Origin of the sequence: Microbacterium sp. M3 (genome assembly GCF_033548675.1) — a bacterium.
Classification (GTDB): Bacteria; Actinomycetota; Actinomycetes; order Actinomycetales; family Microbacteriaceae; genus Microbacterium; species Microbacterium arthrosphaerae.
Genome location: NZ_JAWTZT010000002.1, coordinates 884222 through 897256, shown reverse-complemented (window position 1 = coordinate 897256; position 13035 = coordinate 884222). Strand labels below are relative to the sequence as shown.

The window sequence follows — 13035 nt, the reverse complement described above, 5'->3', positions numbered from 1 at the left end:
CGCGGCTCACGGCAGGGGCGTGTTGCGGCTGCCCAGTCGCGAGGTGTCGACGGTGTCGTGCGCGCCGCCGATGACGCCGAGTAGGAACCCGGTTCCCCACGACAGGTGCATGGTGGGCAGCACCGCGGCCGTCCAGAGCTTGTCGCGCCAGCCGTGACCGCCGCCGGGGCCCAGGGCGACGGCGATCACGAGGAGCGCGTACGCGGCCAGGGGGAGATAGACGACGGATGCCGCGACCGCCCACCATCCGTGCAGCACGCCGGTGAGCTGCAGCAGGGCGACGACGAGCGCCAGTGCGATCGTGAGCACGAGGGCCGGGGGAGCGAAGAAGCGGAGGGAGTTGCCGCGCCCGAACCGGCGGACGAGCTCGCCCCGCCACCGCCCGGTCGCCGAGAACTGGCGGACGAGCCGCGTCCAGCTCTCGCGCGGCCAGTAGGTGACGGAGAGCGCCGGATCGAACCACACGCGGTAGCCGGCCCGGCGGATGCGCAGATTGAGCTCCCAGTCCTCGCCGCGGCGGATGCTCTCGTCGAAGAGCCCGACCTCGTCGAGCACGTGGCGTCGCATCACGCCGAGGTACGCCGACTCCGCCTCCGCTTCCTGCGTGCCGCCGTGATAGGCGCCTCCGCCCAGGCCGATCGGGGAGTTGTAAGCCCGCGCGACCGCGCGCTGGAACGGCGTGCGGCCGTCCGCGCGCATGACTCCGCCGACGTTGGCGGCACGGACGCGGTCGAGGGTGGCCAGTGCCTCCCGCGCGTAATCGGGCTCCAGTTCCGAATGCGCGTCGACGCGCACCACCGTCGGGTACCGGCCGGCCCGGATCGCCAGGTTCAGCCCGACAGGGATGTCGGCCGCCGGGTTGTCCACGAGGACGATCCGTGCGTCGTCGCGGGCGAGCTCCCGCGCGAGCTCGGTCGTGCCGTCCGTCGAGGGACCGAGCGCCAGGATCAGCTCGGTGGGACCGGGGATGTCCTGCGCGAGCACCGTCTCGACGGCACGGCGGAGGTAGCCGCGCTCGTTGAGCACCGGCATCACGAAGGTCACGCCGGCGTCGGGTGGGGGGACCGGAGCGTCCCTGCGCCCGTGTTGCTCGACATGCACGCGTCGATCATGTCACGGGCACCGCTGGGTAGGCTGGACGGGTGGGTCTCGTCTCGGATGCCAAGAAGGCGGTCGCGCTCGTCCGGAAGGCGGTGCGCAACCGCTCGGCGGTCATCGACGTCCGGCGGACGCTCGCGGCGAGGCCGCAGCATCCGCCGTTCCACTACCGGGTCGCCGTCTACTTCGCCGACGGCGCGGTGAACATGTACCAGATGCGGCAGTGGTACAAGCCGCTCGCGGGCCTCGCGAAGACGTGGCCGGTCGTCGTCCTGAGCCGCGCGGCGACCGGTGCCGAAGCGCTGCTCGACGACGGCGCGCTGCCGGTGGCGTTCGTGCCGACGGTGCGCGACCTCGAGCGGTTCATCGCGAAGCAGGACATCCGCGTCGTGCTCTACGTGAACCAGAACACCCGCAACTTCCAGATGTTCCGGTACGGCCGGCGCTGGCACGTGTTCATCAACCACGGCGAGTCCGACAAGATGTACATGACCACGAACCAGTACAAGGCGTACGACTACGCGATGATCGCGGGCGACGCCGCGCGCGAGCGGCTGTCGCGGGTGCTGTGGGACTACGACATCGACCGCCGCACGATCGAGATCGGACGCCCGCAGGCCGACCACTACTCCGGCACGCTGCCGTACACGCCCGACGAGCGCACGGTCGTGCTGTACGCACCGACCTGGGAGGGCGACCGGCCGTCTGCGCACTACGGCTCCATCGCGAGCCACGGCGAGGCCCTCGTCACCGCGCTGCTGGCCACCGGACGCCACCGCGTGATCTACCGCCCGCACCCCCGTTCGGGTGTGGTGAACCCGGAGTACGGCGCCGCCAACAGGCGCATCGTGGCCGCCCTGGCGGCCGCGAACGCCGCGGACGCCACCGCCCAGCACGTCTTCGACGACGGTCCCGAGCTCGGCTGGCAGCTGTCGGCCGCCGACGTGGCGATCGTCGACATCTCGGCGATGGTCTACGACCGGCTCGCGGCCGACAAGCCGCTCATGATCACGCGGCCGGTCGATCCGGCGGCCGCGATCGACACGCACGGCTACCTGTCGGCGTGCGAATGGCTGGATGCCTCGGCCGCAGCCGACATCGTGGCGCAGACCGAGCGCGTGCTCGGCGACCCCGACGCCGTCGCGCGCCTGGAGCAGTGGGTGGCGCACTACTTCGGCGACACCGCGCCGGGCGCCGCGACGGAGCGCTTCCACACGGCGGTGCAGCGGCTGATGGATGACTGGGACAGCTGGTACGCCCGTTCGGTCGCGGACGCCGACGACGAGCCGGACGACGAGGCCGAGCTCGACGACGAGGCCTGAGCGCCTTCCGCGGCGGCGTCCGACACGGCCGTCCGGTCACACCACGGGTGCGGGGCGCTCCACCAGCCGGGCGACCGCGCTGAGCGGGATGGCGACCCAGGTCGGGCGGTTGCGCGCCTCGTAGATCGCCTCGTACACCGCCTTGTCGAGTTCGAGGGCTGCCAGGAGCGGATGCCGGGGGTCCAGGCCGCCGGACGCCGCCGCGTAGCCGTCGACGAAGGCATGGCGCGCTTCGCGCGCCCACGCGCGGACGGCATCGGCGGATCTGTCGGGGTCGTCCAGGCGCAGCGAGCCGGCGACGTAGTCGAACGAGCGGAGCATGCCCGCGACGTCGCGCAGCGCGAAGTCGGGCTGCGTGCGCTCGACCATCGGGCGCAGCGGCTCGCCCTCGAAGTCGAGGAGCACCCAGCCGCGCTCGGGGGAGTGCAGCACCTGTCCGAGGTGGTAGTCGCCGTGGATGCGCTGCAGCGCGGGCCAGGGCACCTCGAGGGCCCGCCGGTACACCGCCTCAGCTGCCTCGCGCAACGGCGCCAGCTCGGGCACCTCTGCGATCGCGATGGCGAGGCGCCGCTCCCAGGTCGCCGCCGCCGCGTCGCGATCGCCCGCCGACGCCGCGCGCGTGGGGAAGCACTCGGCGAGTGAGAGATGCACGTCGGCGGTGGCGGTGCCCAGCGCCCGGGCGGCGTCGCGGAAGTCCTCGCCTGTGGCGGCCGCGCGCAACGCCACCCGCCAGGCGTCCTCGACCTGCGGCAGGAACTCCTGCGCGAACGCGAGCGAGCCGTGCACGACGCCGGTCGTGTCGGGATCGGGCCACGCGCCCTCGAGCCAGCCGATCGGCCGCGGGACGTGCGCGGAGCCCGCCGCGGCGAGTGCCTCCTGCAGCTCGATGTCGGGATTGAGCCCGGGATGCAGCTGGCGGTACACCTTGCAGATCACCGGGACCCCGGGCCCCTCGTAGATGAGCGAAGTATTGGACTGCTCGCCGCTGACGACCTGGGAGGGGCGATCCTCGACCCGCGCAGCCGCCACCGGATGCCCGATCGCGACCGTCTGGGGTCCGCGCGCGCTGCCACCGCCGGCCACCAGGCGCAGGAGCGCGGCGGCGTAGGCCGGATCGTGCGGTCCGTCGATGAACGTCGTCCCCGGCACGGGGCTGCCGATCAGGTGCGCGGCGTCGGCGTGTACCGTCTCGGTGGCGCGCTCGACGACCGGGATCTGGTACAGCACGGCGGGAAGCGAGCCTTCGTCCGCCACGAGGAAGGTGCGCACACGGACGTCGCCTCCCGCCGGCACGCCCGCGGCCTCGGCGGCACCGGACTCGCCAAGGTCCCACCACGACACCAGCCGCAGGCTCGGCGGGCGCCCCTTGGCGGCGTACCACCGCTGCCGCGGCATCCACGCCGCCAGGCACGCCAACGTGCTGTCCATACCTGTGAGGGTATGCCCCGCACGGCGAGCGTGTCGACACGCCACGTGCAAGCGCTTGCAGGTCCGAGCTACTCGTTTTCGCCGGACTCCTGGGACTGGACGATCTCCACCGCCGGCTTCACCGGGAACACGATCGACTCCACGGCGCCGCCGCCCCCCAGTGCGAGGTCGCCGAACCCGAGTCCGCCGACGTCGACGGGAGCGGCATCCGCCAATCGCTCAGCGGCCGACTCGGGATTCGCGGGCTCGGACGGCAGACCGGCCCACTCGTTCGTCTCCTCGGGACGCTGGCTGAACAGACCCATGCCACCATTCTGGCTCGGCCCGCGCACCGCGGCATCAGGTGACGAACTTCCACAGGTACTCCGCACCGTCCTGCGGCCGGAACCACGCGAGCGTGACGATCGTGGTGTCGGGGTCGGCGTCGCACAGACAGAGCTCTGCCGTGTCGCCCGGGGGCATCTGCCCCCACTCCTCGAGCGCAGAGCCCGCAGGCCCCACGGTCAGGACCCGTACGAAGTCCAGGGTCGCGGGGCCGGCATTGGTGATGAGCGGATGCCGGTCGTACACGCTGTCGACCCGCCACGGCACACGGTAGGCGAGGGGCGGGCGGGGTTCGTCGGGGTCGAGTGCGCGCAGCATGCCGGCCACCGTAGGAGCGGTGTCCGACGCGCCGGCCCCGGCTTTCGACGGAGGCGATGGCGACTGTGGAAAGGCCGATCAGCGGCGCGTCTGGGGAGGAGCCTCCGCCGGTGCCTCGGAGACCTCCGTCCACTCCTGAGCGCCTTCGCCCTCGCGCGCGTCCCCGTCGGGCGGGGTGACGCCGGCGCCGGCTTCGAGGGCGGGCTTCCGCCGCCGCACGACGCCACCGACGGCCGCGGTGCCGCGCGTCACGCCACCGACGACGATCTCGCCGGCGCGACGGATCCCGCGACCCGCGAGTCGCTCGATGCGGTCAGCGCCGGGACGCGGCTCGAGGTCGGCCGGCAGCGCGAAAGGCGGTGCGCCGAACGCGCGACGGGAACCCACGAGCACCCGCCGGCCGAGGATGTTGTTGCCGGCTCCGCCGATGACGGCGCCGATGCCGAAAGGCAGCGCCTTGCCGATCCACGACGCGCCGCCGCGCGCGGCGAACTGATGGATGAAGCTCGTCTTGAGCCGGTCGACCAGGGGGCCCACCGCGGCACGGGGCAGCGTCTTGGTGACGAGCTCGCCCCAGTACCCTGCGCGGCTCGGGCCCCGGCCGGCTGCCTGCGCGGCGAGCTGAGCCACGAGGTCGACGCCCTCCTTGCCCAGCATCAGGGTGAGCACGAGCGCCCGAGCGCGGTCGGGGTCGGCGACCGGGATACCGTGCACCTCGGCCACCGACTGCGCGAACAGAGTCGTCGCCTCGAGGAACGCGACCGTCTCGACGCCGCTGAGCGCGAGGGTCACGCCCGTGCCGATGCCGGGCACCACCGCGGTCGCGCCGACTGCTGCACCGCCTGTCGTCACCGTGGCCAGATAGCGGCGTTCGAGGATGCGCACGATGTCGGCCGAGGACGCCTCCGGATGCCGCAGACGGATGCTGCGGAGGTGTGCGAGCACGACCGGTCGCTGGATCGCCAGCACGCGGTCCAGGGCGCGGATGGTGAACGGGTGCTCGTCCGACCCCGTCGGCGGCAGCCCGCCGTGCCAGGGGGAGTCTCCTGGCAGCGAGTGGATCCGGTGCACTTTGTCGGCCATCGGGCCGATCCTATGTCGCGTGAACGCGAAGGCGGCCGGGGTTGACACCCCGGCCGCTTTCGACGCAGAACTCAGACGAAGAGGTTCGCGCGCTCGAGGTCCTCGGCGAAGTCCACCTCGACTGCGTACAGGTCGGAGATGTCGAGCGGCTCGAGCAGCACGCCGTCCTCGGCGATCGCCAGCTCCAGCCCGCGCTCGAAGTAGTCCTGGTCGTCGACGCGGGTCAGGTGGCGCATGAACGCCTTCTTGTCGCGGCTGGAGATGTAATTGATGCCGACGGCCTCGCCGATGCCGCCCTTGACCGTCTTCGACAGCTCCTTGATGAAGCCCTCGGTGGTGACGGTGTACTTGACCTCTTCGTCGCTGACCTTCGAGGTGTTCACGGTGACGAACGACTGGTCGCGCTCGATGAGGGCGATGGCACGGCCGAGGACGCGGGGGTCGAAGACGACGTCGCCGTTCATCCAGAGCACGCCGCCCTTGCCGGTGGTCGCGAGCGCGCGCAGCAGGCTCTTGGAGGTGTTGGTCTGGTCGTAGCGGTCGTTGTAGACGTAGTCGACGTCAGGGAACGCCTCGACGATCGTCTCGGCCCGATATCCGACGACGGTGGTGATCTCGGCGTCGCGGCCGAACGCGGCACGGATGTTGTCGTGCTGCTGCTGCATGATGCTGCGGCCGTCGCTCAGCTCCGTGAGCGGCTTGGGGAGGCTGCGTCCGAGGCGCGAGCCCATTCCGGCTGCGAGGATGACGGTCTGAAGGGTCAAAGTCTGCTCCTGAAGTGCGTGATTCACTGCCGGTTCACCGGCGCGACACCCCTTCGTGCCTCGTCCATGGTAGCGATGAGCCCTGGGAAGCCGCATAATGTGGGCCTCCCGTTGCCGATTCGTGACATAACGCGAATGCCGCAACGCGACGACGCCGACTGCCGCTCTGGGGGAGGCGCTTGATACGTTGGTTCGGTGACAGCCTCCCTCCCGGTGCCGAATGACATCGATCCGGAAGAGCCGGACCGTCACACGAACGCGCGCGTGGTCAGGCTTCCGGCTCCTTCGTCAGCGACCGAGGGCTCATCGCAGCCGAAGCCGCGCAAACCCCGGTCGGTGAAGAAGAAGTCCGCTCCGCGCAAGAAGGCCCCGGCTGTCTCCCCGGCGCCCGCGCCTGCACCGGATCCCGGTCCGCCGCCTCCGCTGCCGAGCGATCTGCAGCTGGCGGCCAGCGCCGCTGCCGACATCATCGTGCCGCCACGCCCCCCGCTGCCGCCCAGTCCAGTGGAGGGCGTCGGACCCGCTGAGGTCGACGCCGCACCTGAGGCGGATTCCGCGCCTGAGCCGGACGCCGCGCCCGAGCCGGACGTCGCGCCTGAGCCGGACGTCGCTCGTGAGGCGGATTCCGCACCTGACCCTGACGTCGCGCGTGAGGAGGATGCCGCGCCTGAGCCGGACGCCGCACCCGAGGTGGATGCCGCTCCCGAACCGGAGCCGACCGTCCTCCGCGGAGAGCCCGCGGCGGCGAAGCCGGTCCTGCCCGTCGAACCCGCGTCCAGCGAAGCCGCGTCGCCGGACGACGCCGTCGCGCCGACCACGGAGCCCGCGCCCGTGGCGCCTGCGGCGACCGACGCGGCGGCGGTGGCGGCATCCGCCCCGGTCGTTCTCTCTCCCATGCTCGCGACCGCCGGCGACGCGCTCGTGCTGCGCGGGGTGAGCAAGCGCTTCGGCAGCACCCTCGCGGTCGACGGCATCGATCTGACCATCCCCGCGGGCACCTTCTACGGCCTCGTCGGCCCGAACGGCGCGGGAAAGACGACCACCCTGTCGATGATCGCGGGGCTGCTCGAACCCGACCGCGGCACCATCCATGTCGGGGGAGTGGATGCCGCCGCCAAGCCGCTGGCCGCGAAGAAGCTGATGGGCGTGCTGCCCGACCGGCTGCGCACCTTCGACCGCCTCACCGGCCGTCAGCTGCTCTACTACTACGGCGTGCTGCGCGGACTGCCGCCGGCCGTGGTCGAGAGTCGCACCGCCGACCTGGCGCGGGCCTTCGACCTCGGCGACGCGCTCGGTCGCAGTGTCTCGGACTACTCGGCGGGCATGCTCAAGAAGGTCATGCTCGCGGGTGCGCTGATCCACTCGCCGCGGCTGCTCGTCCTGGATGAGCCCTTCGAGGCCGTCGACCCGGTCTCGAGCGCGATCATCCTCGACATCCTCTCCGCGTACGTCGCCCACGGCGGCACCGTGATCCTCTCGAGCCACGGGATGGAGCTCGTCGAGCGCGTCTGCACGCGCGTGGCCGTCATCGTGGCCGGCCAGGTGCTGGCCGAGGGCACCGTCGACGAGGTGCGCGGCGAGCTCACGCTGGAACAGCGCTTCGTGGAGCTCGCCGGCGGCCTCAGCGACGTGGAGGGCCTGGAGTGGCTGCACACGTTCTCCGACTGAGGATCGCTCTGCTCGTCGGGACCCCCCGGGGCGACGCGCGGCATGTCGCGCGCGTCGTGAGCGGTCTGGTGATCCTCGTCGCCGCTACGGTCGCCGCCTGCTGGGCGATGCTGACGATGACGGATGCCGCCACCGACGTGGTCCTCGCGGTCACCGTGCTGGGCGGGTCGGCCGTGACCCTCGGCTTCGCGCTGGCCCCTCTCGTCGCCTCGGCCGACGACCCGCTCGACCCCCGCCGGTTCGCGCTCTTCGGGCTGCCGCGGGGTCGACTGGCCGCGGTGCTCGCGGTGGCCGGATTCCTCAGCGTGCCGATCTTCGTGCTGCTGGCCGTCGCGATCTGCGCCGGCGTGGTGTGGAACGCGCACGGCGCCCCGTTCGGGGCGACGTTCGCGGGTGTCGTGCTCGGGGTCGTCACCTGTGGGCTCCTGGCGAGGCTCTGCATGGCGCTGGCGTCGATGTTCCTTCGCGAACGGCGCTCGCGCGAGCTCTCGGGCCTCTTCGTGCTGGTCGTCCTCGTCGTCGTGGTCCCCGTCGGCGTCTTCCTCTCGTCGCTGGAATGGGGCGGGAGCGTTCCGACCCAGCTTGTCGAGGCGGTCGACGCGCTCGCACTCACACCGCTCGGTGCGGCCTGGGCTCTCCCCGGCATCGCCGCCTCGGGGGGCGACGCGTGGCTGCCGGCGCTCGTCGCCGTCGGCACAGTGGTCGTCCTCGCGCTGCTCTGGGCGTGGGCGGTCAGGCGGGTGCTCACCACGACCGAGCGACCCGGCCTCGGCCGCGAGCGCGGCGGTCTGGGCTGGTTCGGCGTCGCACCCGGCACGCCGGGCGGAGCGGTCGCCGCACGAAGCCTCCTGTACTGGTTCGGCGACCGCCGCTACATCGTGAACGCCCTCGTGATCCCCGTCGCTGCGGCCATCACCACGGTTCCCCTTCTCATCGCCGGGGTGCCGCCCGAGCTCGTCGCGCTCGTGCCGGTGCCCTTCGCCGCGCTGTTCCTGGGCTGGCTGCCCCACGACGACATCGCCTACGACTCCACGGCCATCTGGATGCATATCGCCAGCGGTGTGCGCGGCGTGTCGGATCGCGTCGGGCGCCTGGTCCCGGTGCTGCTCGTCGGCGTGCCGCTTCTCGCGGTCGCCGTGCCGATCGCCGTCATGTTCCACGGTCGGTGGGCCATCCTGCCCGCGATGACCGGCGTGTGCGCGGTGCTCTTCCTCGCGGGTCTCGGCCTCTCGAGCGTCGCGTCTGCGGTGGCGCCGTACGCGGTGTCGCGCCCGGGAGAGAGCCCCTTCCAGCAGCCGCAGCGCACCGGCGCGGGGGGCGCGATCGCCCAGGGGGCGGTGATGCTCGGCGTGCTCGCGCTGTCGGCTCCGGTGCTGTGGTGCGGCTGGCTCGCGCTGCGAGGCGACACGGCCGCGGCGACCACCGCCCTGTGGGGCGGACTCGCGATCGGCTTCGGCGTCCTGGTGGTCGGCATCGCCGTCGGCTCCATCGCGTTCGAACGGCGCGGCGGCCGGCTCATGGAGTTCGCGGAGTCCACCTGAGCGGACCGGCCCCGCCCGATCCCGACCGCCCGCGACTACACTGGCACACCATGAGCACCCCCCTTGACAGCCCTGACCAGGGAGGCGTCGCGACCCTCGACCGCGAGCTCGAGGAGCTCCTGCGCGAAGAGAACGTCGAGCCGGGCGACCACGAGCGGTTCTCGCACTACGTGAAGAAGGACAAGATCCTCGAGTCCGCGCTCACCGGCAAGCCGGTGCGCGCGCTGTGCGGCAAGAAGTGGACACCCGGGCGCGATCCCGAGAAGTTCCCGGTGTGCCCCACCTGCAAAGAGATCTACGAGTCGCTCCAGGGCTGACGCACCGCCGGTTCGGCGGCCGTGTGCCGCCTCAGCAGCCGGCGGCGCCCTCAGCGACCCGGTGGCGGCTCAGACCGGCGGCCCCGCAACGACCCGGCGAGTTCAGACCGCGGACTCGGCGTCGGTGTAGACGGTCGGGATCGCCGGATCTGAACGGCTGAGCGCGAGCGCGCGGACCGGGAGCTCCTCGCGCACCCGCGCGTGATGGGCTCGCGCGGCCTCCACGCCCGCGGCGCCCTCGTAGGCGGCATCCGGTTCGCCGTCGACGACGAGCGGCACCTGCAGGGCGCGCGCGCCGGGGTGAGCGGCCGCGGTGTCGAGCTCCTCGAAGCCGTCCGACACGACGATGAGCTCGCTCGTCGCGGTGCCGCCATCCAGCGTGCGGAAGGCTGCCTTCCGTCCGCCCGTCGAGCCCTTGTCGGTCGAGGCCTTCGCGACCGCCACCCAGCCGCCGTCGCCGTCCTGCCGGGCGACGAGCTTGTAGACCATCCCGGCGGTCGGGGTGCCCGACCCCGTCACGACCGAGGTGCCGACGCCGTAGGCGTCGACGGGTGAGGCCGCGAGCGCCGCGATCGCGTACTCGTCGAGGTCGCTCGTGACGGTGATGCGGGTGCCTGTCGCACCGAGCTCGTCGAGCTGGGCCCGCACCTCGGCGGCGACCGTCGGCAGGTCGCCGGAGTCGATGCGCACTCCGCCCAGCTCCGTGCCGGCGATGCGGACGGCGGTCTCGACGCCGGCGCGGATGTCATAGGTGTCGACGAGGAGCGTCGTGCCGGTGCCCAGTGCCTCGATCTGGGCGCGGAACGCGTCCTCCTCGGTGTCGTGCAGCAGCGTCCACGAGTGGGCCGCGGTGCCCATCGTCGGGATGCCCCACTGCCGACCCGCCTCGAGGTTCGATGTCGCGCCGAAGCCGGCGATGTAGGCCGCGCGTGCGGCGGCTACGGCCGACGTCTCGGCCGCCCGCCGCGAGCCCATCTCGGCCAGCGGGCGGTCGCCCGCGGCCACGCTCATGCGCGCCGCGGCGGTCGCCACGGCGGAGTCGTGGTTGAGCACGCTGAGGGCGAGGGTCTCGAGGATCACCGCCTCGGCGAAGGTGCCCTCGATCGTGAGGATGGGGGAGCCGGGGAAGTACAGCTCGCCCTCGCGGTAGCCCGTGATCGAGCCCGAGAACCGGTAGCCCTCGAGGAAGTCGAGGGTCGCGGCATCCACCACCTTCTCGTCACGGAGGAACCGCAGCTCGTCGTCGGCGAAGCGGAAGTCCCGGAGGAGGGACAGCAGGCGCCCCGTGCCGGCCACGACCCCGAAGCGACGGGCGCCGGGAAGGCGGCGTCCGAAGAGCTCGAAGACGCAGCGGCGGTCGGCGGTGCCGTCGCGCAGCGCCGCGTCGATCATCGTGAGCTCGTAGCGGTCCGTCAGCAGGGCGGTCGAGGGGCGCATGCGGGCCAGCCTAGTGAGCCGCTGGCGTAGGCTGGGGCACCGTGACCCTTCGACCGGCTGAGAACGGCGCCGACGCGCCGATCGGGATCTTCGACTCCGGTGTCGGCGGGCTCACCGTCGCGCGGGCCGTGTCGGCCCTGCTGCCGCGCGAGTCGATCCTCTACATCGGCGACACGGCGCGGTCGCCCTACGGCCCCAAGCCGATCGCGGACGTCCGCCGCTACGCGCTGGAGGTGCTCGACGATCTCGTCGCGCAGGGCGTCAAGATGCTCGTGATCGCCTGCAACACCGCCTCGGCGGCGATGCTGCGCGACGCCCGCGAGCGGTACGACGTGCCGGTGGTCGAGGTGATCAAGCCGGCGGTGCGCACCGCGATGTCGACGACCCGCAACGGACGGGTGGGCGTGATCGGCACGGCCGGCACCATCAGCTCGGGCGCTTACCAGGACATGCTCGGCGTGAACGAGCGACTCACGGTCTTCGCGCAGGCATGCCCGCGGTTCGTCGAGTTCGTCGAGGCCGGCGTCACCGGGTCTCCCGAGGTGCTCGCCGTCGCCGAGGAGTACCTGGCGCCGCTCCGCCATGCCGGCGTCGACACCCTCGTGCTCGGCTGCACCCACTACCCGTTCCTGGAGGGCGCGATCAGCTACGTCATGGGTCCCGACGTGAGCCTCGTGTCCAGCGACACCGAGACCGCAAAGGACGTCTACCGTCAGCTGGTCTCCCGCGACCTGCTCGCGGGTCCGGATGCCGCACCCCGCCATGTCTACGAGGCCACCGGCGCGTCCGCCGACGAGTTCCTCGACCTCGCCCACCGGCTGATGGGCCGTGAGGTGAGCTCCGTCCGGCTCGTGCAGACCGGCGCCATCGACCTTCCCACGCGCCTCGGCTGAGGCATCCATGTCCCACTTTTCACGAAGCATGTCCCGATTTCGGCCCTTCCGGGGCCAGCTAGCGAACGAAATCGGGACATGCTCGCCGTAGAAGGAGAGAAATGACCGACATCACGCGCGCCGACGGCCGGACCGTCGACCAGCTGCGTCCCATCACGATCGAGCGCGGCTGGTCGAGCCAGGCCGAGGGGTCTGCCCTCATCTCGTTCGGCAACACCAAGGTGCTGTGCACGGCGTCGTTCACGAACGGCGTGCCGCGCTGGCTGACCGGCAAGGGCAAGGGCTGGGTGACCGCCGAGTACGCGATGCTGCCGAGAGCGACGAACGAGCGCAACGACCGCGAGAGTGTCAAGGGTCGCATCGGGGGCCGCACGCACGAGATCTCGCGCCTCATCGGCCGTGCCCTGCGTGCCGTGGTCGACACCAAGGCGCTCGGCGAGAACACCATCGTCATCGACTGCGACGTGCTGCAGGCCGACGGCGGCACGCGGACGGCCGCCATCACCGGCGCGTACGTCGCCCTCGCCGACGCGATCGAGTGGGGTCGCGGCAAGAAGTTCATCGGCCAGAGGGCCCAGGTGCTGTTCGACTCGGTCGCGGCCGTCTCGGTCGGCATCATCGACGGCGAGCCCATGCTCGACCTCGCGTACGTCGAGGACGTCCGCGCCGAGACCGACATGAACGTCGTCGTCACCGGCCGGGGTCTGTTCGTCGAGGTGCAGGGCACCGCCGAGGGAGCGCCGTTCGACAAGCGCGAGCTCGACGCACTGCTGGAGCTCGGCGTCAACGGCTGTGCCGACCTGCGCGACCACCAGGCCGCGGCGCTCGCGGCGGAGTAGCGG

13 protein-coding genes are annotated in these 13035 nt (G+C 72.0%); 6 read left to right on the top strand and 7 right to left on the bottom strand.

Features of this window, described 5'->3' with window-relative positions; genetic code table 11:
- Positions 1 to 6: 6 nt before the first annotated feature.
- Positions 7 to 1044 (bottom strand): glycosyltransferase, encoded by a 1038-nt coding sequence (locus R8Z57_RS09535; RefSeq protein ID WP_318353511.1) that lies wholly within the window; start codon positions 1042 to 1044, stop codon positions 7 to 9.
- 98 nt (positions 1045 to 1142) lie between these two features.
- Here R8Z57_RS09535 and R8Z57_RS09530 point away from each other — a divergent pair, with 98 nt between their 5' ends.
- On the top strand, positions 1143 to 2420 hold the full coding sequence (locus R8Z57_RS09530) for a CDP-glycerol glycerophosphotransferase family protein (protein ID WP_318353510.1): 1278 nt from the start codon (positions 1143 to 1145) through the stop codon (positions 2418 to 2420).
- 36 nt (positions 2421 to 2456) lie between these two features.
- On the opposite strand, the gene R8Z57_RS09525 is transcribed toward R8Z57_RS09530, so the two are convergent.
- The 5 genes from R8Z57_RS09525 to R8Z57_RS09505 form a co-directional block, all read right to left on the bottom strand.
- On the bottom strand, positions 2457 to 3848 hold the full coding sequence (locus R8Z57_RS09525; RefSeq protein WP_318353509.1) for a maltokinase N-terminal cap-like domain-containing protein: 1392 nt from the start codon (positions 3846 to 3848) through the stop codon (positions 2457 to 2459).
- Positions 3849 to 3916: 68 nt separating this feature from the next.
- The gene (locus R8Z57_RS09520; protein ID WP_318353508.1) at positions 3917 to 4153 is read right to left on the bottom strand and encodes a hypothetical protein; all 237 of its coding nucleotides are present in this window, start codon (positions 4151 to 4153) and stop codon (positions 3917 to 3919) included.
- Between the two features lie 34 nt (positions 4154 to 4187).
- On the bottom strand, positions 4188 to 4490 hold the full coding sequence (locus R8Z57_RS09515; protein ID WP_318353507.1) for a hypothetical protein: 303 nt from the start codon (positions 4488 to 4490) through the stop codon (positions 4188 to 4190).
- 78 nt (positions 4491 to 4568) lie between these two features.
- A complete protein-coding gene (locus R8Z57_RS09510) occupies positions 4569 to 5573 on the bottom strand; it encodes a hypothetical protein (protein WP_318353506.1) in 1005 nt (334 codons plus the stop codon).
- A gap of 71 nt (positions 5574 to 5644) precedes the next feature.
- A complete protein-coding gene (locus R8Z57_RS09505) occupies positions 5645 to 6337 on the bottom strand; it encodes a phosphocholine cytidylyltransferase family protein (protein ID WP_318353505.1) in 693 nt (230 codons plus the stop codon).
- Positions 6338 to 6673: 336 nt separating this feature from the next.
- Between R8Z57_RS09505 and R8Z57_RS09500 the strand changes: the two genes are divergently transcribed.
- From R8Z57_RS09500 to R8Z57_RS09490, 3 genes are read left to right on the top strand one after another with little or no spacing between them, the layout of a single operon-like run.
- Positions 6674 to 8005, top strand: coding sequence for an ABC transporter ATP-binding protein (locus R8Z57_RS09500; protein WP_318353504.1), 1332 nt, complete (start codon positions 6674 to 6676; stop codon positions 8003 to 8005).
- Positions 8006 to 8061: 56 nt separating this feature from the next.
- Positions 8062 to 9546 (top strand): hypothetical protein, encoded by a 1485-nt coding sequence (locus R8Z57_RS09495; RefSeq protein WP_318353503.1) that lies wholly within the window; start codon positions 8062 to 8064, stop codon positions 9544 to 9546.
- A 50-nt stretch (positions 9547 to 9596) separates the two neighbouring features.
- Positions 9597 to 9863 (top strand): DUF3039 domain-containing protein, encoded by a 267-nt coding sequence (locus R8Z57_RS09490; protein ID WP_318353502.1) that lies wholly within the window; start codon positions 9597 to 9599, stop codon positions 9861 to 9863.
- 102 nt (positions 9864 to 9965) lie between these two features.
- Here the strand turns inward: R8Z57_RS09490 and R8Z57_RS09485 are convergent, their stop codons facing one another.
- Entirely contained in the window at positions 9966 to 11300 is a 1335-nt protein-coding gene (locus tag R8Z57_RS09485; protein ID WP_318353501.1) for a nicotinate phosphoribosyltransferase, read from the bottom strand.
- 41 nt (positions 11301 to 11341) lie between these two features.
- On the opposite strand from R8Z57_RS09485, the gene murI reads away from it, so the two are divergent.
- Together murI and rph are read left to right on the top strand one after the other, a co-directional pair.
- Entirely contained in the window at positions 11342 to 12193 is an 852-nt protein-coding gene (gene murI, locus R8Z57_RS09480; RefSeq protein WP_318353500.1) for a glutamate racemase, read from the top strand.
- A 101-nt stretch (positions 12194 to 12294) separates the two neighbouring features.
- Positions 12295 to 13032, top strand: a complete 738-nt coding sequence (gene rph / locus R8Z57_RS09475; RefSeq protein ID WP_318353499.1) for a ribonuclease PH — start codon at positions 12295 to 12297, stop codon at positions 13030 to 13032.
- The last annotated feature ends 3 nt before the right edge of the window (positions 13033 to 13035 follow it).

Bases quoted from the DNA above. Each gene is read 5' to 3' on its own strand.
- R8Z57_RS09515 (WP_318353507.1), bottom strand. From the start codon at position 4,490: ATGCTGCGCGCACTCGACCCCGACGAACCCCGCCCGCCCCTCGCCTAC.
- R8Z57_RS09520 (WP_318353508.1), bottom strand. From the start codon at position 4,153: ATGGGTCTGTTCAGCCAGCGTCCCGAGGAGACGAACGAGTGGGCCGGT.
- rph (WP_318353499.1), top strand. From the start codon at position 12,295: ATGACCGACATCACGCGCGCCGACGGCCGGACCGTCGACCAGCTGCGT.
- R8Z57_RS09510 (WP_318353506.1), bottom strand. From the start codon at position 5,573: ATGGCCGACAAAGTGCACCGGATCCACTCGCTGCCAGGAGACTCCCCC.
- R8Z57_RS09490 (WP_318353502.1), top strand. From the start codon at position 9,597: ATGAGCACCCCCCTTGACAGCCCTGACCAGGGAGGCGTCGCGACCCTC.
- R8Z57_RS09525 (WP_318353509.1), bottom strand. From the start codon at position 3,848: ATGGACAGCACGTTGGCGTGCCTGGCGGCGTGGATGCCGCGGCAGCGG.
- R8Z57_RS09485 (WP_318353501.1), bottom strand. From the start codon at position 11,300: ATGCGCCCCTCGACCGCCCTGCTGACGGACCGCTACGAGCTCACGATG.